This is a genomic window from Spirosoma daeguense (assembly GCF_054776875.1).
Window position 1 is genome coordinate 358,530 of the sequence record NZ_BAAHBF010000008.1, and the last position, 24,034, is coordinate 382,563.

The window sequence follows — 24,034 nt, forward strand, 5'->3', positions numbered from 1 at the left end:
GTCTAAACAGTTTCTATTGCTGATTCTCGTTAAAACTTACCATCCATTGAATACCAAATTTATCAACCAACATGCCAAAATAATCACCCCAGAATGTATCATTCATCGGCATTGTAATTTGTCCATTTTCAGCTAAACCAGTAAAAATTTTATCAGCTTCTTCCTTGCTTTCTGCGGTAACAGAAATTGAAAAATTATCACCTTTTACAAACGAAGTTCCATATGCTTCAATAATATCACTTCCCATTAAAATCGATTGCCCAATGGGTAGTGATACGTGCATTACTTTGTTTTTGTCTTTATCTTCAATTTTAGATTCATCGCTTTCGGGCATGTCGCCAAAGCGGCCGAGGTAGGTAAACTCTCCGCCAAATACGGATTTGTAAAACGTGAAAGCTTCTTCACAATTTCCATCAAAGTTTAAATACGTGTTTGTTGTAGCCATAAAAGTAACTGGTTGGTTGTTAGAATTTAAAAAGTGAAACAATAATGCAGTAGTTGGTGGAGAAATATAGTCGTCGGCTGTTAGTTAGCTTTTGTTCGGATAAAAATCATGGCTATTGCAGTTGTGATAATACCCATCATTAGCGAACCTATTGCACCCTGAATTGCGTAATTTTTGTAATTAAAATTTGCTTCAGCCTCAGCCGTTGTTTTGTAATAGCCAATCTCTACGGATCGCTTAATTACGTTCGGAAAATAGTCTGGTGTGATTACGTATGACGTTATCCATTGCGTTAAAGGGCTGAGCAAAGCAATTAATATAGATAGAATAATTCCGGAAATGAGCCCTTGTTGATACGTTATTTTTCCGCCGTAGAAATTTTTCTTTTTATCAATAAGAGCCAGTACCATAAACCAGATAGCTGGTATGGCAAAAAGATTGGTCAGGTATAAATGATAGTCAATATATTTTCCGTGAAGCCCACAGATTTTTTCTAATACCATCCAGGCCAAAACCATTATCGAAAATAGAATTGCCCACTTAATTTCTACTCTATAATATGCCAACATATTGTTTTTGATTTAGGATAGTTTTACGAATAGGCAAAAGTTAATTTCTGGTTCTTCCAAAATGGGTAGAACGGTTTGCCTGGCTGTCAGTATTTATGTAGGTGCTTATTAGCTCTGCAACAGTGCCCGTAGCTCAGTGTCCTGTTCGGTCAGGAAGGCAATTGGAGCGGTACCTTCTTTGTTGGGCGTATCTTTATCTGCGCCAGCGTTGAGTAGCAAACGCACACATTGGGTCTGGTTGTGTTGATTATCGGGGCCGCCAAATTTATGCCCGTGAACTGCCCATAAAAGGGGTGTGCTTTGGAACTCGGTACAACGTTTATGGATGTCGGCCCCGGCTTCAATTAGTCGCTCTACGAGTTTATCCCGACCCGTCCAGGCGGCCCAATGCAAAGCCGTTCCACCGTTGCAGCCCGGATGGTTAATCGCAGCACCTTTTTCGATGTACAGCATACCGACTTTTTCTGCTTGTAAACTCGCAGCCGCTACCAGGGGCGTATCGTGATTGTTAACCAACTGACCACCATCGACGTTCGCACCATAATCCAGAAAGAGAGTAGCTAGCTCAACTGCTTCATCGTCTGAATAAATTTTGCTGAACACGTCGTCGCAGATTCGGTGAAGCGGGTGGGCTTTGGCGGTGTTGTGGTCGTCGTAGGGAAGGCCTTCGTTGGCGAGTGCCGGATTTTGCTTGAGTGCCTGTTCGATGGCACCAACGTCTTTGCTGGCAATGAGTTTACGTAGCGTCATAGTTTATGAGTTGTTTACTGTTTGCAGGAATGCACTGCAATAGTACGTGCCTCAAAACGTAACCTTTTTACGTTATACAAACTTTCTGGTGAGGGCTGCCGATTTAATTTATCCAGCCCGCTTTCCGACGCCATTCGTCAGGAGCCGAATTGATGGGTGAATTACCAGAATTCTGCTCCACAATACGTTCCTCCGGCACAGGGGTCATTCCCAATTCTTCGCGAAGATGGTTCACTACGTGCTTATTTTCGACGGGATACATGCGTTCGGGAACGTCGTATTGCGTACCGTAGCGTTGCGGGCGACCTTCGAAATAGCAGATACGGTCGTAGAGATAAGCCAGATTATGCGGGTTGATGTCGCCTGCTACGTCCTGCATCAATACGTAGCAATCACGCATAAACGAAGCCTCGCCAATGGAATGCTGCACAATGAGCCAGGCGGCTTCACTGGCTTCTTCGCCAACTTTAGAGCGGGTTGGCCAGCCGATTAACGTAATGATTTCGCGAAGTCGGGCCGCATTGGTACGGTGAACCGATTCCATTTCGGGATGATAGCCCTCAAACAGTTTTCCCTCGGATAGCAATCGCTCCCGAACGGCTAAATCAGTCTTGGCCATCTGAATAATTTCCTTGGCTATGTTTTTCATCCTGATTTAGTCAGTTTGTTCACAGTCAATTCGATGGCCGAAACAGAGAAGATGGCCGTCTGGGTCGTTGATGTACATTTCCCGCATGTTCCATGGATGGTTTTTGGGGGGAGCTACGATGGTGGCTCCTTTAGCGACAATGGTTTTATAATAAGCGTCTACATCATCCACAATCAGGCAAATCCAGGCTCTGGAGTGTCCATCCGGACTGAAGAAAATTTCCACGCCGTCTTTTTCTACACCCCCAAACGTAGCTGGAGATTCCCACTCCCATTTTTCGTCAAAACCCAGAATTTCAGTGTAATACGTCAGGCTGCGGCTGATATCTGATACGTATAGAACTGGTGCAGTTTTTTCCAGTTTCATGGTTTTGGCCGTTAGTGCGCGCAATACTAAACGGCAAAGGCCATAATCTTTTTACGTTCTGGATGAAAACAAAAAAATACAATCTGTAAACACTTCTGAATCGGTGTAGTTCTATGAATGTGAGTCGCTGATAGATAGAGATGCTATAAAAGGCATCCATTTTTCCAGTTGAATCAATCTAGCCAGCGAACAAAAAAAACGAAAGCCAGGTGACTTCACGTCGTCTGGCTTTCGTTTTTTTGGGCTTGGGGCAGGGTGCTATGCGCATGGATGGCAAGGAGAGTAGCAGGGATTATTCCATGCCAGCCCCGCAATCCATGCGCAATTCCCTTTGCCACAAGCCTTATACTACTCCGAACGTAGTGAACGAATTGGGTTCACCATTGCGGCTTTAATAGCTTGATAAGCAACAGTTAAGGTGGCAATGAATAACGTAGCACTAATCGCTATGATAAAGATTTCGGCACCGATTTCGATGTGAAACTGGAAGCCTTGCAACCAGATATTCATGGCGTACCAGGCTACTGGCGCGGCAAGCAGAAAAGCGATGACAATCAGGCGTGAAAACTCCTTACCGAATATCCAGAGAATCTGTGCGAAACTGCTTCCCAATACTTTTCGAATACCAATTTCCTTTGTTTTCTGAGCTGCCATAAACGATACCAAACCATATAGGCCGAGACAGCCGATGAAAATGGCAATCAGCGAAAAGAACTGAACCAGTTGCAGCATCCGCTCTTCGGTTTCGTAGAACTGCGCAATGCTTTTGTCTAGAAACTGATACTCGAACAGTTGGTCGGGGTGCTGCTGTAGCCAGGCTTCTTCGATAGCTGCCAGCGTGGTTTTAGCCTGCGCTACGTTCAGTTTTATGGCATAATCGGTATAATCTTCCCGATAGGTTGTGATAACAATGGGGCTGATTTCCTGATGCATCGATAAGTCGTGGAAATCTTTGACCACGCCAACAATGGGCGCTACCATGCTTCCACCATTGGCTACAATGATTTTTCCAATAGCCTGTTTGGGGTTGAGATTGAGTTTTCGGAGGAAGGTTTCGTTGACTAAAAACTCTCGAACACTGTCGGCTGGAAAAAGATTTTTGCCCGCAGCCAGTTCCAGACCAAACGTAGACAGATACTGGTCATCGGCCGATTTGATGCTCGTTCTGAAGTTCGTTTCTTCATTATCGACCTTCACAAAATTGCCCCAACCATTATTAGAGGCAGGTGCCGCAAAACAAAGCGAAACTTTCTCGACGCCGTTGATACGTAGCAGCTCATTTTTGAGCGTATTCATTTTGCTACGTGTCGAATCATTACCCGCCGGAACCATTACAATAGCATCTTTATCAAAACCTAAATCAGCCTGTTGAGCGTAGCGCATCTGGCTCATAATGACCAGCATACCAATAATAAGTACCTGCGAAATAGCAAACTGAGTAACAATCAGCGTCCGGCGCGTATTGAAACCGCCCACGTTTTGATGCGATAGTTTTCCTTTCAGGGCAACAACAGGCTGAAAACCAGCCAGAATAAGCCCCGGATAAGAGCCCGCAAAAAACGTAATGATCAGACCAAGACCAGCGATGAAGAGAGCCACCCGACTGTCGGCGAATAAATTGATACTCATCTGCGACTGGAAAAATCCGTTAACAGCGGGCAGAAGCAGGTAAGCCAATCCCAACGCAACCACAATCCCGATTGACGTAATAATGGCCGTTTCGGAAATGAATTGCCAGAAAAGTTGCCCTTTTACGCCACCCAGCACTTTCCGAACCCCCACTTCTTTTGAGCGTTTCAGAGCCTGCGCCGTAGCCAGATTGATAAAATTGACGCAAGCTGTAATGAGTAGGAATAGGCCAATAATAGCCAGAACCCACAGATTCTTTTTCTCCATAGCACCCCCAAAACGAGCGTCAAAATGCACTTCGGAGAGGGGTTGTAGTTTGTAATGGTGTACGTTTTTGCTGGTCGGGCGGTATTTTTTGACATAAACCGGTAACACGCTTTCGACCTGAGCGGGTGAAACGGACGGACGTAGCAGCACGTAGCACGATACGCCATCACGAATACCATTCCAGCCATCGGTATCATGCGCTAGCCAGGGGTCGTAGGTTTTCAGCGTTGGAAACGATACAAAGATTTCGGCTTTCTGTTCGGTGTTGGCCGGTAGATTTTTCAGAAGACCAGTAACCCGGAAACTGATTCGGTTATTGAGCCAGAACGATTTGCCGATTGGGTTTTCGTCGCCAAAATACTTTTTCGCGATACGCTCGGTCAGAATAGCCGTATTCGGCTCACTAAGAGCGTTTTTGGCAGTACCGTCGAGCATCGGAAAGTTGAAAATATCGAAGTATTCAGGTTCGGTAAAGGCCAGTCCCTGCTCTTCCTTGATCTTTTTTACGTAGCTGCCCTCTTTCAACGTAATCAGCGGGTCGTCGATATGAATAATCCGGCCTACCTTTTCGCCGAATGTATAGTCATTCCGAAAATGCTTACCAAGTGGCGATGGTACGTTGTTATTATAACCAATATTGTCGCGGTGCATTTCGGTAACCATCCGATAAATCCGGTCGGAATTGGCGTGGAAATTATCGAAACTCAGGTGGTGATTCACGAGTGTAAAAATGAGGATACCACAGGTAATACTCAGGGCAAGCCCCAGCACATTGATCAGGGTATACCCTTTGTTACGTTGCAGATTCCGAAAAGCGATTTTTACATAATTACGTAGCATAGCAGGTTGTAAATAAGAGGGTTGTTCGTATTGTTGTTTAGCTTGTGTTCGTTTTCGCACAAAGGGTGGCAGCACCGACGCTACGTTGAGCAGATAACGTAGCGTTGCCTGCGTTTTGCCCGCTCGCTCATACCAGTACGTATAGAGTTCGTCCAGATCGCCTTCCACTTCCTCCAACGTATTGTTGGGATGCAGATGGGTTAAGAGCCAATGTGCCCAGCGGGGAGGATTCATAATGAATAATGATCAATGGATAGTGAAGAATGAGGGCGTAAGGGGGGGGGGAATGTTCTCATAGAATCGTTATACATTTTTCGTTACCCACTATTCATTTACATCTATACTCCGCCGAGCCGAAGTGTATTGGGTGGTAACAATTGCCAGAGATCCTGACGAAGTTGCTGGATTTCCTGAAGTGCCCGATTGCCCAGCGCCGTAATCCGAAACAGACGCTTGCGTCGGCCACCGCGTTCGGCTGTAGCGCCACCCAGTTCTGATTTCACGAATCCCTTCTCTTCCAGCCGAATCAGCGTGTTATGCACCGTGCCGAACGTAACGATACGCCCGGTATGCTCTTCCAATGCCTGACTGACCGTAACGCCATAGCCTTCGCCATCCAGAATAGCAACCATCAGCAAAACCACTTCTTCAAACTCGCCCAGATACGTCCGACGCATAGGTTCAGGTATTAGTTTATATTTTATCGTACAAATCCATTGCCAAATCCTGAAAACCTTACGTATTGATTCTGATGGCCTATTTTACTACGTAGTGATGCAATACGTTTGTCCGCAAATGGACAACTTCTGTCCTTGGTCGGACAACGTAGCGTGAAAAAAAATGAAAAATTTTTATGATTTATAAACAATTGTATCTGTCGGAAGTTATGTAGGTGTATTCGCTGATAGAGAGGGATGCTGTGAAAGGTATCTGCTTTAGTTTTAGTAAATTGCTTTATCCAGCGAACAAAAAAGCCAGGTGACTTAGCGTCGTCTGGCTTTCGTTTTTGGTGGCTTGACAAGATGCCTATTTCCGTCTACTTTTGAGAAAAGAGAATCTGTATGAATCTGCAAGTTATTCACGATAGCAAAGGGAATCCAACAGGCGTTTTTATTCCGATGCAGGATTGGAAGCAGCTTAAAAAGCGTTACGCCGGATTGGCACAATACGAAGTTGAAGAACCAACGAAAGAACAGCTTATTACGGAGTTGAAAGAAGCGATTCAGGAGTTGAAAGAAGTAGAAAAAGGCCAGAAAAAAGCCCGCCCCCTTGCCGATTTGCTAAATGAGCTATAAAGTTCTGACGTTATCGATTTTCGATAAGCAGTTGAAAAGGCTAGCAAAGAAATACCCATCCATAAAAACTGATCTGGCCCAACTTGGTGAGGAGTTAATGGAGAATCCGACACTGGGAAAATCATTGGGTGGTAACTTTTATAAAGTTCGTCTTAAAATTACATCGAAACGTACGGGCAAATCAGGTGGCGCCAGAGTCATTACCTACGTCAAGATTATTAATGAAACGATTACGCTTTCTTTCATTTACGATAAATCAGAACGTAGCACGATTGCCGATGACGAACTAGATACGTTACTGAACATGCTGGAGGAGTAGTCATGTTTGGGGAAATGTATTCGGTAATAGACGGGTATGCTATGATAGGTATCTGCATTTGTAGAGACAAGGCATGCCTTGTCTCTACGGGGACGGTATTATTCACTCCGCAAACTTTTAACCGGATTCGATATTGCGGCCCGGACGGACTGAAAACTGACAGTGAAAAAAGCAATGATAATTGCCAGCGAAGCCGTTGCAATGAACACCCAGACGCTGATGTCGATGCGATACGGATAATTTTCAAGCCATTTGTCGATGGCGTAGTATGCAATTGGGAAAGCAACTAGGAACGAGAAGGCAACCAGCCGCAGAAAATCCGAGGATAATAACTGGACAATGCTTGACGTCGATGCGCCCAGCACTTTCCGAATGCCAATTTCTTTGGTACGTCGCTCGGCTGATAACGTAGCAAGACCAAAAAGTCCGATGCAGGAGATGAAAATGGTCAGGATGGCACCGAACAGCATAATTTGCTTCCACTTTGCTTCTGATTCGTATTTTTTCAGGTTGTCTTGATCCAGGAAGCTATACGAATACGGACTGATCGGAAATAATTTTTTGAAGGTTCGCTCAATAGTCTTAAGACTTTCGGTTTCGGTATTGGGCTTTATTTTGATGAATACTTTACCGTAGTTGTTTTTCGGTTTCATTGTAAACAATTGCGACCGGATTTTTTGATTCAAGGCCTGAAAGTGATAATCTTTTACCACACCGATGACCTTGTATTTTTCCGGGGTTTCGTAAGCAAAGAAGTTTACCTCCTGACCAATCGGATTTTTCCAGCCGGCTTCTTTCACAAAGCTTTCGTTTACCAATACAGACTGTGTCGAATCGCTGGGGAAATCGGGCGAGAAGTTGCGACCGGCCAGAACGGGAATCTTAAACAGCGGCAGGAAGGTTTCATTAACGGTTTCATAGGCAAAGGAAAGTTGCTTGTCGCCATTAACTTTTGCTACCGTTCCCCAGAAACCCCCATTCTTGGGCGCTACGTCGAGAATGATTTGGGATTTCATAAGTTCATTTTTGAGCAAACGCACGTCACTACGTTTCATATCTGATTTATGCACCGCTACCAGATTACTGTCGTCATAACCCAAGTTCTTCGTTGTCAGGTAGTTGAATTGCGAATTGATGGTCAACGTAGCAACAATCAGAAACGAAGCCAGCGAAAACTGCAAAATAACCAGCCCTCGTTGCAGGTAATTCTTTCCCGCAAACCGGAATCGATTGTACAGACTCTGCACCGGGCTAAATCCAGACAGAATAATAGCGGGATAAAATCCGGCCAGTAAACCCGTTGCGATAAACAAACCGATGTAGCCGATAATTAATTTTATATCAAGCAGATACGTGAAAGAAAGGGCTTTGTTGGCAAGTTGATTGAACGTGGGTAAGACCAGGAGCAGCAATAGAATTGCCAGCGAAAACGCCATAAAACAAAGCAGAAACGACTCGCCTAAAAACTGAATAATGAGCTGCGTTCTACCGCCACCAACCACTTTTCGAACGCCAATTTCCTTAGCCCGTTTCAATGAACGGGCCACGGTAAGATTGACAAAATTGATGCACGCAATCAGCAATACGAACAGCGCAATACCCGACAAAATGTAAGAAAACGTAGGATTGCTTTCGTCTACCAGCCCGTTATTCACGGGTAAATCCGTGCTTAGGTGCATGTCGGTAATCGGCTGGAGTGAATAGATCGTTTTACTTTTGATACCGAATTTTTTCGCCATTTCCACAATCGTGTTTTTGGCATCGGATTGATAAATTCGATTCATCGTAGCCTCAACCGCCTTGATATTAGCGTCGGGCCGTACCAGTACGAATGTGTTCAGAAAAACAGAAAACCAGTTATCGTTTTGGGCAAATTCTTCGTTCGACACAACCATTGGTATCAGTACGTCGAATTTTATGGACGAATTCTGCGGGCATTTCGCCGACACGCCAGTTACGGTAAAAGGCTCAAACTGCTCTTTGTTTCTAATGAGCATAATTTTACCAAGCGCATTGGTTGTGCCGAATTGTTTTTCGGCCATTTCTTCTGAAATAACCACCGATTTTGGGCGAGCCAACGCTGTTTTAGGATTACCGCTCAGCAATGAGAAACTGAACAGTTGGAAGAAATCGGGATCAGCCGCGAACATTTCCTGACTCTTTACTTCGTTGCCCTGCTTGATATCAAACATATCGGTTTTGAAACGGACAAACGACTGAATATCAGGGGTGCCCGCCGTGAATTTTGGACCCTGAAAAATACCTGTGTTTGTGTTGTAGTTTGCCTTCTGATCGCCGGGTGTAATGTCACGGCTTGTGATACGATACAGATTTGGGTTGTTGGCATGAAAACGGTCGTAGCTAACCTCGTCTTTGGTATAGAGCATGATCAGCATCGCAGCCGCCAGACCGATACTCAGACCCACTACGTTGATGATAGAATACGCCTTGTTGTGAGCGAGCGTTCGAAGCGCGATGGTCAGATAATTACGTAGCATAGCAGGATGTAAGAATGAGGGAGATGGGTATTCAGAAGACTTGTTGTTACGTTGGCGCGCTTTGAAAAAGTAAGGATTTACGTAGTGGAGCACTGCCCAGATAAATTCCCGACGAGCTTTCCGCGAGCCAATCTGATCGACCTGTTTATAAAATACTTCATGCAAATCGCCCTGTACGTCTTCGCGTAGGGGAGGGGCCACAAAGACTTCTAAAAGCCAGTCGGCCCAGCGGGGTGGAGTCGATTGTTTTTTCATAATTTACCCGCCAATCAGTTGAAATTTTCCCGGTGGAATGGCCTGCCAGAGTCGGCTTCGAACTTCCTGAATATCGTTCAACGCCCGAACGCCTAAGGCCGTTAACGTAAAAAAACGCTTCCGGCGACCTCCTCGCTCAGCGGTAGCTCCGCCCATGGTTGAACTCAGAAATCCTTTCTCCTCCAGTCGATACAACGTAGCATGAACGGCGCTCATCGTGATAGATCGACCCGTTTGCTGCTGAATATCTTCCCAGATCATAACGCCATAAGCTTCGGCCGGACAGGCGGCAACTACCAGCAGAACAATCTCTTCAAACTCGCCTAAAAAAGACCTTCGCATACGTATCGGTTACCAAAAATGATTAGTTGTAATTTTGCAAAACAAATCCCCTGCCAAATTTGAAAATACCCGTTTCCATCAATTGAGGGCGGTTTTTGACAAAATGGTCTGTCCGAAATCGTACAACGATTGTTCAAAGCCGGACGAAATAAAAAAGACGTAGCATTACGCTACGTCCTCCCTATTACCTGAAAAATTAGTTGCCCGATGCTACGTCAGCTCACCTGATACAACTGAATATTATTGCCGCAGGTATCGTTTAAAACCGCCAATGTTACAGCCCCCATCGGAGTAGGTGGCATACTGAACGTAACGCCCAGCTTCGTTAACCGGTCTACTTCCTGCTTAATATCATCGACCTGAAAAGCGGCTATCGGAATTCCCGCATCGAAGAGGGCTTTCTGATACGTTTGAGCGGGCGGGAAACCCATTGGCTCAAGCACGATTTCGGTGCCGTCCTGTTCTTCGGGCGACACCACTGTGAGCCATTTATGTTCGCCCAGTGGTATCTCCGTTTTTTTGATAAAGCCTAATATGTCCGTATAAAAGGCCAGCGCTTTATTCTGGTCATCGACCAATACGCTCAACAGCTTGATTTTCATGAAACGTTCCGTTATTACCCGACAAAGGTCTGCCGAACGGACGAAAACGAACTCTTCAAAATTGCTTTTTTGAATAAGCAGAAGGCGTATATCCGGTGTATTTTTTGAACAGACCGATGAACGTAGTGATACTGCCAAAATTGAGTGCGTAGCAGATTTCACTGGTCGAAAAACCGATTTCTACTAACCGCTTTGCTTTTATAAGTCGTTGTTCGGTGCGGTATTGATGCGGAGTACGACCGTAGCATTTCTTGAACAAGCGTAGAAAATGGAATTTCGACAGCGATGCTTCAGCGGCAATTGTCGTCAGATTGATCGCGGCTGAGAGATCGCTGTCGATAAATAGTTTGGCCTGTACTACCCGTCTTACCTGATACGTGTTTGGGTAATGTTCAAACCGGATTTTTAAAACCTGTTGCTCGTAAAAAGTCATGAGAGCCAATTACCTTAAATAATACGTCCGAACGAGTTGCATCGCTTCTTTATCGTCTTGCGCGCAGACATTGCAGAACGTACCGATACCATTTACCGGACCTTCATACTCCCAGGCAAAGGTTTTTTGATACGTTGCCTGCGCATCGACTAGGCGAAGTTTGTTGCCTACAGGTGCTACATAAAGAACGTAGTTGTTAGGAAATTGAACGTTAAAACCACTGCCTTTTGCCTTTGGCGATTTCCCTAGATACGTTAACGTGGTTTCTTTTCGATCTTTGCCGTAGGTATAGCGAATTTCTGCCCGCTGTCCGTTTTTGGCCCAAAAACTTAGTTGTTCGTATTTATCAGTGCCCGGTTCGCCGTAAGAAAAGTTGGCAACTTTCATCTGGGCGTTGGCAAACGTAGTGAGAATTGTACAGAAAAGAATTGTTAACGTTGCTGTTTTCATCGTGTTGATACGTATTTATTTGTGGATTCTTCTTTGAGATAACTAACTGGGTAAAGCGGTGTTTAGAAGTTCGGTTATGAATAGGTAGCTAAAACCTGTCTTAAAGTTTTGTTTATCAGGCGGTAATGTTTATAGATAAATCTTACGTACCGCATTCATTCACTTTTCCGTACTTTTGCACCACGTAGGCTTTTCTGCCAAGTTTTCGTATTGTTTCAATCGTTTATAAACAAGTCAAATGGAAAAAATTAAGGTAGCGAATCCGGTTGTCGAACTGGATGGCGACGAAATGACCCGTATCATCTGGAAATTCATCAAAGACAAACTGATTCTTCCCTACGTTGACGTTGATATTAAATACTACGACCTCGGCATTGAATATCGCGACGAAACCGACGATCAGGTAACGATCGACGCGGCCAACGCTATCAAACAATACGGTGTAGGTATCAAATGTGCTACCATTACGCCCGATGAAGATCGCGTTAAAGAGTTCAACCTCAAGCAGATGTGGAAATCGCCGAATGGTACGATCCGGAACATTCTGGACGGTACAGTATTCCGTGAGCCTATCGTAATGAACAACGTACCACGTCTGGTAACGAACTGGACTGCCCCGATCATCGTTGGCCGTCACGCGTTTGGCGATCAGTATCGGGCTACGGATTTCTTGGTTCCTGGCAAAGGTAAACTGACCATGAAGTTCGAAGGCGAAGACGGTACGGTGCAGGAGTATGAAGTGTTCAACTTCAAAGGTCCGGGCGTAGCAATGGGTATGTACAACGTCGATGAGTCGATTCGTGGCTTTGCGTTGGCGTGTTTCAACATGGCGCTGCAAAAAGGATGGCCGCTCTATCTGTCGACCAAAAACACGATCCTGAAAAAATACGACGGTCGTTTCAAAGATATTTTTCAGGAAGTTTACGAAGGCCAGTTCAAGGCGAAAGGCGTTCATTACGAACACCGTTTGATCGATGACATGGTGGCTTCTGCACTGAAATGGAACGGTAACTTCGTATGGGCCTGCAAAAACTACGATGGCGACGTTCAGTCGGACACCGTAGCACAAGGCTTTGGTTCGCTGGGTCTGATGACGTCGGTACTGGTTACGCCAGACGGAGGCACGATGGAAGCTGAAGCGGCTCACGGAACCGTAACGCGCCACTACCGCGAACACCAGAAAGGTAACAAAACCTCGACCAACCCAATTGCTTCGATTTATGCGTGGACACGCGGTCTGGCTTTCCGGGGTAAACTCGATGGTAATCAGGCGCTGATCGACTTCGCCAATACGTTGGAACAGGTTTGCGTAGAAACGGTTGAAAGCGGCAAAATGACCAAAGATCTGGCTTTGTCGGCTTTCTCGAACGATACGAATCTGGTAGCGGGTGAACATTACCTGTATACCGAAGATTTCCTCGAAGCACTAGATGAAAACCTGAAAGCAAAACTTGCTTAAGTAATTGCTTGCGTTTGTTTATAAGACGTGCCACCTTACAAAGTAGGGTGGCACGTTTATTTTCTTTTCCCTGTAAACCTTATTGAATAACATGAAAAAGATCGTTCTGGGCGTGATACTGGCCCTGTTGTCATTTGTCACAACCACGCAAGCCAACTCGTTAACTAACGAACCTCCTACCAAGAAAAAAATGAAAGCAAATGTTGTTCAGCATATTGTGCTGTTTAAGTTCAAACCAGAAACTACGCCCGAAAAAGTAAAAGAAATTTTGATGGCTTTTGAAGCACTCCCGTCAAAAATCAGCCAGATCAAAGGCTTTCAGTGGGGTACCAACAATAGTCCCGAAAAACACGCGCATGGTTTGACGCACGCGTTTATTCTGACGTTCGATTCCGAAAAAGACCGCGATGCCTATTTGCCGCATCCTGACCACGCAGCTTTTGGTAAAATTGTTGGCCCTTGGCTAGCTGACGTGACCGTAGTCGATTTCACGAATCAGGCGAAATAATAACAATGCGATACTGCCTTCAGAATAGTACAACAAACGCCATCAGCATACCTGATGGCGTTTGTTGTTATCGCTTTTATATCACTGCTTAATTAGCCGAATCTCCCGGCGTTGTGTGGGCGTGCTGACTTGCAGTAAGAATACTCCTTTGTTGGTAATCGGGACTCGTACGCGCTCCTTATCTGCTACATTTTCAAGACGAGTTTGATGCAGTGGTTGCCCGTTCAGGTTCGTTACGCTCAGTTGAAGCGGTAGCGCCAAAGCTCCTTCGATTTCAATATCTACAAATTCGCCTTCAATTGGATTGCCCAATATGCTGACCTGCAAATCCGTGCTACGTTCAGCGATTCCCTGCCGTGGACTACCACATCCCGCCAGCCAATTGTAGGCATAACTAGCCATCTGATTTCCCTGCTGGGCGCGTAGCTGGATGGTGGCATTATCGTTGTACAATTCCAACGTATAAGGCCCCGGCAACGTAGTAGGCAGTAGCTCGTTCACCACCGAAAAACTCACCGGCTCGCCCGTTAATCCAACGTACTGCGGCTGAAAACGTATCGACTGCCGATTAGGACCTACACTTAAGCAACTCAGTGTTTGAACCCCCGTAATGGTAAACGTAGCAGAAGGAATATTGGCAGGTTGTACGGTCAGTGTAAACGTAGTGCTTACACTCAATCCCTGTGGATCGGTAGCGGTTACGGTTACACTGCTTACGCCACTCATGCTGGGTACTCCGCCAATCTGAGTTGGTGGACTGAAATTCAATCCGGCCGGGAGCCCTGAAATGGTGAGCACCAGACTATGGGGCGATTCATTATCGGTAAATGTCGTTTGCGGGATCGTATAGCCAAAGCCTTCGCCCACACGGGCCGTCTGGTCGGTCAGTGGTTGGTTCACGCGGGGCGGTGTGTTGGGCTGCGGGCTTTGGCAATTGGCTAGCCAGTTGTAGGTAAACGAAGCTTCATTTGGGCTACCCTCCTGTTTCGCCTTCAGCACAATGGTCGGATTGTCGTTATACAGTTGTAATGAATAGGGCCCCGGCGCTGTCGTTGGAAATAACTCGTTCACAACCCAGAAATTGAGCGGTTGGCCATTCTGGCCCGAATAACGAGGCTGAAAACTTATTTCGTAGCGATTGTTAGCAATTTGAGTACAAAAGAGCGGGTTTACTGCGGTAATGGCAAAGGGCGCGCTGGCCGTTACCGACGTTGGCTGGATTAGTAAAGCAAACTGTGTGCTGGCACTAAGCCCTCCCGGATCGGTTGCCTGTAACGTAATGGTCGACGTACCGCTGAGGGAAGGCGTTCCCGTTATGGTCGTACCAACCAGATTTAACCCAGTCGGTAAGCCACTAGCCGTCAGAGTTAGCGCATTTGGCGTTTGCGCATCGGTAAACGTAGCATTTACATTTAACCCATATGGCTGGCCCTGAATGGCTACCTGATTCGGTATTGGATTAACCAGCGTTGGCGGTGTATTGGTTGCTGTTGGCTCGACTACCGTCAGCAGGAAATGGGTGCTTACGCTCAATCCCTGTGGATCGGTAGCGGTTACGGTTACACTGCTTACGCCACTCATGCTGGGTACCCCGCCAATCTGAGTTGGTGGACTGAAATTCAATCCGGCCGGGAGCCCTGAAATGGTGAGCACCAGACTATGGGGCGATTCATTATCGGTAAATGTCGTTTGCGGGATCGTATAGCCAAAACCTTCGCCCACACGGGCCGTCTGGTCGGTCAGTGGTTGGTTCACGCGGGGCGGTGTGTTGGGCTGCGGACTTTGGCAATTGGCTAGCCAGTTGTAGGTAAACGAAACTTCGCCCGGCGTGCCAGTCTGTTGCGCTTTTAGAATAATCGTTGAATTATCGTCGTAAAGTTGCAGTGTGTAAGGACCCGGTGCGGTTGTGGGAAATAGCTCATTAACAACGGAGAAGCTAACTGGCTGACCCGTAAGCCCGCTGTATTGAGGGGTGAAACTGATGACATAACGGTTGCTGGCAATCTGTTGACAGGTGTTGGTTGTAACAGCCGTGATGGCAAAAGGCGCATTCGAAACAGGCTGAACAACGGTAACAGAAGCCACACGCTGACAACTACCCGTAGTGCCAGTTACCGAATAAACCCCCGATGCGTTGACCACAATAGCAGACGTAGCAGCGTTAGTATTCCATAAATACGAATTGGCGCCATTAGCGGTTAACGTAGTGGTCTGACCTGAAGTAATAGTCAGTGAAGGATTAGCCGAAATACTGACGGTAGGTGCCGAATTATCCTGCGTAATGACAATACTCGCGGTGGCGGTGCAGCCGTTAGGCGCTGTCAGAGTAACGGAATACGTACCGGCTGCTGTAATCGAAATCACTTGCGTTGTTGCGCCCGTACTCCAGCGATACGTTCCACTCCCAACAGCACTCAGACTAACCGACGGGTTGACGCAACTCAACGTAGCATTACCAGGGTTTATCGTAACGACAGGTGAATTGTTATCCTGACTCACGACGACGCTGGCTGATGTGGTGCAATTGTTTGTTGCTGTCAATGTCACCGAGTACGTACCAGCTATTGTGGCAGAAATGCTCTGGGTAATCTCACCGGTATTCCAGCGGTATGTACCCGTGCCTGCCGCACTCAGACTTACCGACAAGGTTGTACAGGTCAACATAGCACTGACTGGGCTGATACTTACCGTTGGCACCGAATTATCTTGGAATACCTGCGCCGAAGCCGTTGCCGTACAGCCATTAGCTGCGGTCAGTGTCACCGAATAAGTGGCTGCCGACGTAGCACTAATGGCTTGCGTCAAGGCTCCGGTGCTCCAACGATACGTACCACTGCCTACCGCACTCAGACTTACCGAAGACGTAGCACAACTCAACGTAGCGGAACCTGGAGTAATGATTACCGAAGGCACATTATTATCCTGAATAATCGTTAACGTAGTAGTGCTGGAACAACCCGACGTAGTGACGGTTACTGAGTATAAACCCGCTACGTTGACCTCCGCCGTACCCGAAATACTGTTCTGGCTGAGAATTCCCGGTCCACCGAAAACGTATTGACTACCGCCACCCGCCGTGAGCGTTAGCGAAGACTGAGCGCAGGTAAGTGTCCCTCCCGAACTGGCCGAAAGAGTAGGTATGGGCAGATTATTGATGGTAACGGAGGTAGTGGCGGAACTGGATAGGCCATTACTCACTACGGTTAGCGTAAAGCTCTGAATACCTGAGCCATTGGCTACGAGCGATTGACTGAAGGCTGTGACCGATGTAGTGCCTGTTGTGTTGCTGTTGCCATTGGTAAGCGTATAATTATAACTACCCGTTACGTTCCCGATTTGTGCGGTGAACGTAATTGAACTTCCCACACAGACAGTGCCCGTATTTGCCGTGAAACCAGCCAATGCAGGAGCAACCGCCTGAACGTTTAAATATACTGTGGCTGTAGCGCAGAGTGGGGGAGTTGCATTATCACACGCTCGATAGGTAAATTGATCTTGACCGATAAAATTAGCGTTCGGATTATAGGTAAAGCTGCCATCGGAATTCAGCAATAAGGTACCGTGGGCTGGGAGATCTATAGAGCTAGCCACCAGCGGGTTGCCATCCAGATCGAAGTCGTTGGTAAGCACATTGCCCGTGATTGCAGTGTTAATGGTACCACTTAAGGTGTCGTTGCGGGCTAGGGGCGGGAAATTAGGGCGAGGAATCACTGTGACTGCGGCAAAACTTATGCCAGTGCAGCCTGCCTGATTGGTGCCCGTAACCGTATAAACCCCCGAAGCACTGACAGAAATAGCAGGACTAGTCTCGCCCGTTGACCAAGTATAGGAATCGGCTCCCGATGCAGTGAGCGTGGCGGATTGACCTGAGAAGACAACCGCCGAAGGCAATGCTGTGATTGTGATCGAGGGTGGGGAACTCACCGTCAGGCTTGTTGTTGCCACTGTGGTTAAATCATTATTCTTTACGGTAAGGGTGTAATTCTGTATACCAGATAGGCTGGCGGTTAGTGTCTGGCTAAACGCTGTAGTGGACGTAGTGCCGGATAAGGGGTTACTTCCCTGGGTAAGTGTATAGGCGTAGCTACCTGTTACGTTACCGACTGTAGCCGTAAATGTGACGAGCCTACCCACACAGACTGGATTTGGGGTAGCTGATAGATCGGCAATACTTGGGGGAAGTATATTCACCGTAACACTCACACTGGCTATCGATGAGCAGCCTCCGCTGGTGCCGGTGACCGAATAGGAACCAGTGCCAGTAGCAGAAATCACTTCGCTTGTCGCCCCCGTCGACCATCGGTACGTATCGGCTCCCGACGCGGTGAGCGTAGTTGATTCGCCTTGAGTAATAGTCAGAGAGGGCGAAGCTGCGATACTGACGGAGGGTGGGCTATTCACCGTTAGACTTGTAGTGGCGGTTAAGTTGCTACTTAGAACGGTGAGCGTAAAATTCTGAGGGCCTGACCCCGCAGCCGTTAAACTCTGACTAAACGCAGACGTAGATGCAACGCCGGTTAGCGACGTCTCGCCGTTCGAAAGTGTGTAGGTGTAGGTACCTGTTACGTTACCCACTGTAGCCGTAAACCGAACAGGGCTACCGACGCAGACAACAGTAGGGCTGGCCGCCAAGCCCGCGATAGTAGGAGTCGGGGGAAGCCCATTCAGTCGTACACTCACATTGTCGTTGATATAATTAACGTTTAAGAAGTCCAAATCCCCATCCTCATCTACATCCCCCAACACCACACTATAAGGCCAACTGCCCACACCCAGGTTGGGGTTGGTCGTGGGAGGGGTAAAGTTACCCGTGCCATTGTTGAGCCGCACGCTCACCGTGTTGCCAGACGTATTGGCGGTAAGCAGGTCCAGATCGCCGTCCCCATCTACATCCCCCAATACTACACTAGTGGGCCCATTGCCCACGGCGGGGTTGGGAATTGAGGGGGAGGTGTTGAAGCGCCCCACCCCATTGTTAAGCCGTACACTCACATTGTTACTATTAAAATTGGCGGTGAGCAGGTCCAGATCGCCATCCCCATCCACATCCCCTAACACCACACTACGGATAGTAGTACCCACGGTGGGGTTGGGGGCTGTGGATGGTGGGGTGAAGTTGCCTGTTCCATCGTTGAGCCGCACACTCACACTGTTACTACCGTTGCAGGAGATCAAGTCCAGATCCCCATCTCCATCCAAATCCCCCAGCACTACATTAGTAGGGCTAATGCTCACACCCGGGTTGGGGTTGGTGGTGGGGGCGGTGAAGCGGCCTGTCCCATCATTGAGCCGCACACTCACCGTATTATCATTATTGGCGGTGAGAAAGTCTAAATCCCCATCCCCATCCACATCCCCCAACACCACACAGGCGGGGGCATCGCCCACGGTGGTGTTGGGGGATGTGGATGGTGGGGTAAAGTTGCCCGTTCCATCGTTGAGCCGCACACTCACATTGTCAGTATAAAGATTGGCGGTGAGAAAGTCCAGATCCCCATCTCCATCCACATCCCCCAACACCACACTATATGGACCATCACCCACGGTGGGGTTGGGGTTGGTGGGAGAGGTAGTAAAGCTGCCTGTGCCATCATTGAGCCGTACACTCACATTGTCACTTTCAAAATTGGCCGAGAGCAAATCCAGATATCCATCCCCATCTACATCCCCCAACGCCATACTTATAGGCCTACTGCCCACAGCCGGGTTGGGGTTAGTGGAGGGAGAGATGAAGTTGCCCTCTCCCGTGCCACCCACCTGGGTGGTGAACTGATAGACTTGACCCCGCGTCAGCGAATTACCCCCCGTACTCTGAGCCTGCGGGGTGATCGTGGTGAACAGGGTCTCCCCCGGACGAAAATTGGTGGTGGGGTTAAACGTGAGCGTGTTGCCGCTGGCACTGGTGCTGCCCCCCACCCCGTTGCGCAGCTGCCCCCCGCGCTGGGCACTGAAAACCCGCATGGCTCCCAGCGTAGCCGCACCACTGCTCATAGGCTGGCTAAAGCTGACCGCTACGTTGGTGTTGGTAGGGGCATTGCGCAAATTACGGACAGGGTTTAGGCCCGTTACGGTAGGCGCCTGAGCATGGGATACCTGAATGCCCAACAACCCAATTAAAATAAAAAAAAGATACTGATTTTTTAATTGAAGGATCAGGTACAGAGAAGTGTACAGCGACCGGGTAAGGTGCTTCCGTTGGATACGTAGCGTTTGTTCCATAGCGATAAGTAATAAACCCGTGGCGATGAGTAGCCACGAATTCAAAGCTAGGGACGTAGTAGTCCGTCGACTTTCACTGGTGTAACATCGGCTTGACCTATTGTAACCTCTATCGGTAAAATCCCGGAAAACAGTGTTTAATTATGATTAGCTACGTAGCTGGAGGGAGTTATGCCGTAAAACTGACGGAAACTCCGGGTGAAATAAGCCGGACTCTCGAAACCCACCGCATAAGCCGTCTGACTGATGGGCTCTCCCGCAGCCAGTAGCTGAGTGGCCCGTTTGAGTCGGTAAGCGCGTATAAAATCGGAAGCCGATAAGCCGATCAGACTTTTCAGTTTTCGGTGCAGATGCATTCGGCTCAGATTCGCATGGCTGGCCAGTTCTTCAACCCCAAAGCTCGAATCGTCCAGATGCGTTTCCAGAAGTTGATACAACTGTTCCAGAAATGGATTGGATGCCAACGTATCGGTTTCGGGTAACGTAGCGTCAGGGCTTGTCAGCTCTTTTCGGATCTGGTCGCGCAATCGACGCTGGCGTTCCAGCAGGTTAGTAACCCGTAAGCGAAGTTCCTGAATATGGAATGGCTTTGTGAGGTAATCGTCGGCTCCCTGCGTAAGTCCCTGCAATCGACTTTCGAGAGCGGTTCGGGCCGTCAGCAAAATAACGGGAATATGGCTGGTTCGCGAATCTTCTTTTAATTTCTGGCAAAGTGTAAAACCATCCATACCCGGCATCATTACATCGCTGATGATTAAATCGGGCGTTCTGGAAAAAGCTTCTTCGAGCCCCTGCTGGCCGTTCGTAGCCTGATAAATGCGATACGTATCGGGCAAACTACTGCCGATAAATTCCAGTAATTCGAGATTGTCTTCTACCAGCAATACGGTTGGTATTTCATCGGTTTTATTGTCTGTCGTTGAATCGATTAGTAGTTCATTTTGATACGTTGGCGGAGATTGATTCGTTAAAGCAGACGTAACCGCAAGGTAAGGCAGAAACACGGTGAACGTAGTGCCCGATCCAACCTGACTCACTACGTTTATTGACCCACTTTGTAAATTGACCAGTTCGTTTACCAGCGACAAACCAATGCCTGTACCCTCGGGTCGGTCAAGCAACGTACTACGTTCATCGGAATGATCAAAAGAAGGTGAAGCCATTTTTTGCGGCTGATCTGAGGTATCCGAGACCTGATAAAACCGGTCGAAAATATGCTCTATTTTGTCAGATGGAATACCAATACCCGTGTCGGAAACAACCAGATGAATACCCTCCGTCAACGTAACACTAATACGCCCGCCCGACGGGGTAAACTTGAGTGCATTCGCCACCAGATTATACAGAATACATTCCAGCTTACCCATGTCGAACCAATAATTACCCTCAATTTGCGATTGATACGTAAGGTGAATATCCTTCGCATCGGCTTCTGCGCTAAATGACTCGATGCGCTCGCCGATAAATTCGCTCAGTGAGCCCTGACTTTCATTGACCGACAAACTGCCCGATTCCAGTTTCGACAAATCAAGCAACTGATTGATCAAGCCCAACAATTGATGTGCGTTTCGGCCAATCACATCGAGTCGTCGCTGGTCATTTTTCGGTCGGTCTTCTTCCTTCATCTGCTCAACGGGCGTCAGAATCAGGGTTAAAGGCGTGCGAAACTCGTGTGTGATGTTGGTGAAAAAGCGCGTTTTCATGGCATCGACTTCGCGCAAGTGAGCCGCTTCTTTCTGTTTAAAGACAACGGATTGTTGCAGAAATATTCGTCGGCGATACTGCTGAGCCAACACATACATAATCCCAAGAAAGAGCAGCACGTAGCAGAGGTAAGCCCAATACGTTGCCCACCAGGGCGGTTGAATAGTTAGATGAAGCGTACGTATGTGCGAACTCCAATGCCCCGACGTATTAGACGCATTCAGCCGGAGAACGTAGCTGCCGGGACGTAGCGCCGTATATTCCGCTACCGGGCGGTCTGTATAAATCCAGTTATCATTTAGCCCTTCCAGCCGGTATCGGTACCGAATTTTTGTCTGACGATTATATTGCATGGCCGCAAATCCAACCGTCACAAAATCCTGATCGTGAGGCAAAACAAGTTCTTGCATCGCCTGAACCGTGAGCGAATCCTGACCAGGTTTAAACGGACCATTATTGACCAGAATATCCGTTAGCTGAACATCAGGCTGATACGTGTCTTCGCCAATTTGTTTCGGATCGAAGGCCGTAATACCATCCACTCCACCCAGAATAATTCGGTCGTCTGGCAAATGCAGATTGTGAAATCGGTTAAATTCATCGGCCTGTAAACCGTCTTCCTGCGTATAGGTGCGGGTACGTAGCGTTTGCCGATCAACCCGGCACAACCCCTGATTCGTGCCAACCCAGATTCCGCCCCGATGATCAGGAATAGCCGAATACACTACGTTGTTGGGTAAGCCGTTCTGCGTGGTCAGCCGCAACGATTGTCCAGTACGTTTGTCGAATCGACATAGGCCGCTTCCGAACGTACCAATCCATAACAGGTTCGTATCCAGCGGGTCGTCAAATAAGGCAATTAACTCGTTGCTACTCAATGAGGTTACGTTACCCGCCTGAGAAGCGTAGTGTCGAACCTGACCACTAGCACGATCAACGCGGTAAAGCCCTTTGGATAACGTTGCCAGCCAAAGCGCCTGCTGATCAACAACGAGTTGAACGGCGGGTAAACCAACCTGTTTCCGAATTGAGAACGGAAAACGTTTCCATTGACCATTGTCCTGATAAACCACTAACGTATCGTAAATAGCCCAAACCCGGCCATTCGGATCGGTAGCCAGCGACGCTGATTGATCTAGATTTAACTCATTCGGATTGAGCGTTACCGGAAACGGGATTGGTGTAAGCTGTTTCGTGGCAGGGTTTAATCGGAGAAACGGCGTAGTACCCGCATTGAACCACAGTTGGCCTTGTTTATCAAAGGTATAGCGAAACTTGTAGGGGGAGGAGAGAATGGGAAATCCGGAGAATTGGCCGGTTGGTACGTTAAGATATCTTGTCACAATATCTGTCTGGAAACCTTTGCTGTAGGGTTGGGCATCGAATGCCGCAGCGCGCAGATTATACTTCCGAATGCCTTGCCCGTTGGTACCCATCCACAGCACGTCGGATCGGTCAATGAACAAGCTTCGACAAAAACGTGAACCGGGTAGTTTCTCAAGGCGCTGCTGATCTTGTTGAGGATTATAACGTAGCAGCAATGTATCGAGGTTAAAAAACGTATTGCCACGGCTGTCAGTTGCAAAGTAGTATTTCCAATGGCTTTGATAGGAGGGCAGAGAAATATGGTGTAACAAACCGCGCTGTGGATGCAGAACCGTCAGACGATGAATCGTGCCCAGCATCAGAAGGCCATCGGGCCGAATGTAAACGTTTCGTATGGTGTCCGGTTGCGACTGATACGTAGCGGGTTGGGTAAACCAATGGATGAACTGTCCTGTCTGTTTATCCTGCCGAAGTAGCTGATCTTTAGTGGCTAACCACGTAGTGCCGTCACGATCCTGCCGAACATTTATAGCTGCTTTTATCGAGGGAAACCGACGAATATGATTCGTTTCCAGATCAATGCAGATAACCTGCCTTAAGTTACGTAGTATCACCCACAGTCGATTCTGACGGTCGGGATAGAACTTGTCGATATGTTCATGCCCAAGCGCCCGACGGAAGAAAGGCAAGCGGGAAAAATTGATGAATGTTTCCCGAACAGGGTCAAATAAATCGATTTCGCCTTCTTCGCTCATGATCCAGATTCGCCCTTTCGTGTCGGTCTGGATATCGGCCATTGATGAGGAGCTTAACGAGGGCCGTTCTGGAATAGGTTGAAATACCTTGAAGTTATGCCCATCGTAGCGGCTCAACCCATCGCGGGTGGCCATCCAGATAAACCCCTGTTTATCCTGAACAATAGCCGGTACAAAAGCCTGTGGCAAACCTTGGCGGGCCGTAATGAATTCGGGACGGGGTAGATTGAACGATTGCGCCCAAAGGGCCGGACGTGCAGATAATGTCAATAGAAGAAACCATATCAACTGGCGCAATGTCTCTGTTGTCCGGTAACTACTCAATAACCGACAGCGATAAATCATTAGGGACAT

18 protein-coding genes are annotated in these 24,034 nt (G+C 47.6%); 4 read left to right on the forward strand and 14 right to left on the reverse strand.

The window, feature by feature from the left end; translation table 11 throughout:
- Positions 1-13 precede the first annotated feature (13 nt).
- From ACYVD4_RS25550 to ACYVD4_RS25580, 7 genes are all read right to left on the reverse strand, one after another.
- Entirely contained in the window at positions 14-445 is a 432-nt protein-coding gene (locus ACYVD4_RS25550) for a VOC family protein (protein ID WP_460950524.1), read from the reverse strand.
- 80 nt (positions 446-525) lie between these two features.
- The gene (locus tag ACYVD4_RS25555; RefSeq protein ID WP_460950526.1) at positions 526-1,014 is read right to left on the reverse strand and encodes a DUF4199 domain-containing protein; all 489 of its coding nucleotides are present in this window, start codon (positions 1,012-1,014) and stop codon (positions 526-528) included.
- A gap of 108 nt (positions 1,015-1,122) precedes the next feature.
- Positions 1,123-1,764, reverse strand: coding sequence for an ankyrin repeat domain-containing protein (locus ACYVD4_RS25560; RefSeq protein ID WP_460950528.1), 642 nt, complete (start codon positions 1,762-1,764; stop codon positions 1,123-1,125).
- 103 nt (positions 1,765-1,867) lie between these two features.
- The gene (locus tag ACYVD4_RS25565; RefSeq protein WP_460950529.1) at positions 1,868-2,413 is read right to left on the reverse strand and encodes a DUF6624 domain-containing protein; all 546 of its coding nucleotides are present in this window, start codon (positions 2,411-2,413) and stop codon (positions 1,868-1,870) included.
- A gap of 6 nt (positions 2,414-2,419) precedes the next feature.
- The gene (locus tag ACYVD4_RS25570; protein WP_460950531.1) at positions 2,420-2,779 is read right to left on the reverse strand and encodes a glyoxalase superfamily protein; all 360 of its coding nucleotides are present in this window, start codon (positions 2,777-2,779) and stop codon (positions 2,420-2,422) included.
- 348 nt (positions 2,780-3,127) lie between these two features.
- Positions 3,128-5,749, reverse strand: coding sequence for an ABC transporter permease (locus tag ACYVD4_RS25575; protein ID WP_460950533.1), 2,622 nt, complete (start codon positions 5,747-5,749; stop codon positions 3,128-3,130).
- 104 nt (positions 5,750-5,853) lie between these two features.
- Positions 5,854-6,192 carry a PadR family transcriptional regulator gene (locus ACYVD4_RS25580; protein WP_460950535.1) on the reverse strand — a complete coding sequence of 113 codons (339 nt, stop codon included), beginning with the start codon at positions 6,190-6,192 and terminating at the stop codon, positions 5,854-5,856.
- 384 nt (positions 6,193-6,576) lie between these two features.
- On the opposite strand from ACYVD4_RS25580, the gene ACYVD4_RS25585 reads away from it, so the two are divergent.
- Both ACYVD4_RS25585 and ACYVD4_RS25590 read left to right on the forward strand, forming a co-directional pair.
- Positions 6,577-6,810: a hypothetical protein gene (locus ACYVD4_RS25585; protein WP_460950537.1), complete on the forward strand. Its 234-nt coding sequence runs from the start codon at positions 6,577-6,579 to the stop codon at positions 6,808-6,810.
- A complete protein-coding gene (locus ACYVD4_RS25590; RefSeq protein ID WP_460950538.1) occupies positions 6,800-7,129 on the forward strand; it encodes a type II toxin-antitoxin system RelE/ParE family toxin in 330 nt (109 codons plus the stop codon). The genes ACYVD4_RS25585 and ACYVD4_RS25590 overlap by 11 nt, the downstream gene beginning before the upstream one ends.
- A gap of 98 nt (positions 7,130-7,227) precedes the next feature.
- Here ACYVD4_RS25590 and ACYVD4_RS25595 read toward each other — a convergent pair whose 3' ends face one another.
- The 5 genes from ACYVD4_RS25595 to ACYVD4_RS25615 form a co-directional block, all read right to left on the reverse strand.
- Positions 7,228-9,882 carry an ABC transporter permease gene (locus tag ACYVD4_RS25595; RefSeq protein WP_460950540.1) on the reverse strand — a complete coding sequence of 885 codons (2,655 nt, stop codon included), beginning with the start codon at positions 9,880-9,882 and terminating at the stop codon, positions 7,228-7,230.
- A gap of 3 nt (positions 9,883-9,885) precedes the next feature.
- The gene (locus ACYVD4_RS25600) at positions 9,886-10,224 is read right to left on the reverse strand and encodes a PadR family transcriptional regulator (RefSeq protein ID WP_460950541.1); all 339 of its coding nucleotides are present in this window, start codon (positions 10,222-10,224) and stop codon (positions 9,886-9,888) included.
- A gap of 215 nt (positions 10,225-10,439) precedes the next feature.
- A complete protein-coding gene (locus ACYVD4_RS25605; RefSeq protein ID WP_460950542.1) occupies positions 10,440-10,826 on the reverse strand; it encodes a VOC family protein in 387 nt (128 codons plus the stop codon).
- A 55-nt stretch (positions 10,827-10,881) separates the two neighbouring features.
- Positions 10,882-11,259, reverse strand: coding sequence for a helix-turn-helix domain-containing protein (locus ACYVD4_RS25610; protein ID WP_460950544.1), 378 nt, complete (start codon positions 11,257-11,259; stop codon positions 10,882-10,884).
- Positions 11,260-11,268: 9 nt separating this feature from the next.
- Positions 11,269-11,709: a hypothetical protein gene (locus ACYVD4_RS25615; RefSeq protein ID WP_460950545.1), complete on the reverse strand. Its 441-nt coding sequence runs from the start codon at positions 11,707-11,709 to the stop codon at positions 11,269-11,271.
- A 238-nt stretch (positions 11,710-11,947) separates the two neighbouring features.
- Between ACYVD4_RS25615 and ACYVD4_RS25620 the strand changes: the two genes are divergently transcribed.
- Positions 11,948-13,168, forward strand: a complete 1,221-nt coding sequence (locus ACYVD4_RS25620) for an NADP-dependent isocitrate dehydrogenase (protein WP_460950546.1) — start codon at positions 11,948-11,950, stop codon at positions 13,166-13,168.
- A gap of 91 nt (positions 13,169-13,259) precedes the next feature.
- Positions 13,260-13,676, forward strand: coding sequence for a Dabb family protein (locus tag ACYVD4_RS25625; protein ID WP_460950547.1), 417 nt, complete (start codon positions 13,260-13,262; stop codon positions 13,674-13,676).
- Positions 13,677-13,757: 81 nt separating this feature from the next.
- On the opposite strand, the gene ACYVD4_RS25630 is transcribed toward ACYVD4_RS25625, so the two are convergent.
- The gene (locus ACYVD4_RS25630; RefSeq protein WP_460950548.1) at positions 13,758-19,940 is read right to left on the reverse strand and encodes an FG-GAP-like repeat-containing protein; all 6,183 of its coding nucleotides are present in this window, start codon (positions 19,938-19,940) and stop codon (positions 13,758-13,760) included.
- Between the two features lie 92 nt (positions 19,941-20,032).
- Positions 20,033-24,025 carry a hybrid sensor histidine kinase/response regulator transcription factor gene (locus ACYVD4_RS25635; RefSeq protein ID WP_460950550.1) on the reverse strand — a complete coding sequence of 1,331 codons (3,993 nt, stop codon included), beginning with the start codon at positions 24,023-24,025 and terminating at the stop codon, positions 20,033-20,035.
- Positions 24,026-24,034: the final 9 nt, after the last annotated feature.

Bases quoted from the DNA above. Each gene is read 5' to 3' on its own strand.
- ACYVD4_RS25610 (WP_460950544.1), bottom strand. From the start codon at position 11,259: ATGACTTTTTACGAGCAACAGGTTTTAAAAATCCGGTTTGAACATTAC.
- ACYVD4_RS25620 (WP_460950546.1), top strand. From the start codon at position 11,948: ATGGAAAAAATTAAGGTAGCGAATCCGGTTGTCGAACTGGATGGCGAC.
- ACYVD4_RS25595 (WP_460950540.1), bottom strand. From the start codon at position 9,882: ATGAAAAAACAATCGACTCCACCCCGCTGGGCCGACTGGCTTTTAGAA.
- ACYVD4_RS25600 (WP_460950541.1), bottom strand. From the start codon at position 10,224: ATGCGAAGGTCTTTTTTAGGCGAGTTTGAAGAGATTGTTCTGCTGGTA.
- ACYVD4_RS25565 (WP_460950529.1), bottom strand. From the start codon at position 2,413: ATGAAAAACATAGCCAAGGAAATTATTCAGATGGCCAAGACTGATTTA.
- ACYVD4_RS25580 (WP_460950535.1), bottom strand. From the start codon at position 6,192: ATGCGTCGGACGTATCTGGGCGAGTTTGAAGAAGTGGTTTTGCTGATG.
- ACYVD4_RS25555 (WP_460950526.1), bottom strand. From the start codon at position 1,014: ATGTTGGCATATTATAGAGTAGAAATTAAGTGGGCAATTCTATTTTCG.
- ACYVD4_RS25605 (WP_460950542.1), bottom strand. From the start codon at position 10,826: ATGAAAATCAAGCTGTTGAGCGTATTGGTCGATGACCAGAATAAAGCG.
- ACYVD4_RS25560 (WP_460950528.1), bottom strand. From the start codon at position 1,764: ATGACGCTACGTAAACTCATTGCCAGCAAAGACGTTGGTGCCATCGAA.
- ACYVD4_RS25615 (WP_460950545.1), bottom strand. From the start codon at position 11,709: ATGAAAACAGCAACGTTAACAATTCTTTTCTGTACAATTCTCACTACG.
- ACYVD4_RS25585 (WP_460950537.1), top strand. From the start codon at position 6,577: ATGAATCTGCAAGTTATTCACGATAGCAAAGGGAATCCAACAGGCGTT.
- ACYVD4_RS25570 (WP_460950531.1), bottom strand. From the start codon at position 2,779: ATGAAACTGGAAAAAACTGCACCAGTTCTATACGTATCAGATATCAGC.
- ACYVD4_RS25550 (WP_460950524.1), bottom strand. From the start codon at position 445: ATGGCTACAACAAACACGTATTTAAACTTTGATGGAAATTGTGAAGAA.
- ACYVD4_RS25590 (WP_460950538.1), top strand. From the start codon at position 6,800: ATGAGCTATAAAGTTCTGACGTTATCGATTTTCGATAAGCAGTTGAAA.
- ACYVD4_RS25635 (WP_460950550.1), bottom strand. From the start codon at position 24,025: ATGATTTATCGCTGTCGGTTATTGAGTAGTTACCGGACAACAGAGACA.
- ACYVD4_RS25625 (WP_460950547.1), top strand. From the start codon at position 13,260: ATGAAAAAGATCGTTCTGGGCGTGATACTGGCCCTGTTGTCATTTGTC.
- ACYVD4_RS25575 (WP_460950533.1), bottom strand. From the start codon at position 5,749: ATGAATCCTCCCCGCTGGGCACATTGGCTCTTAACCCATCTGCATCCC.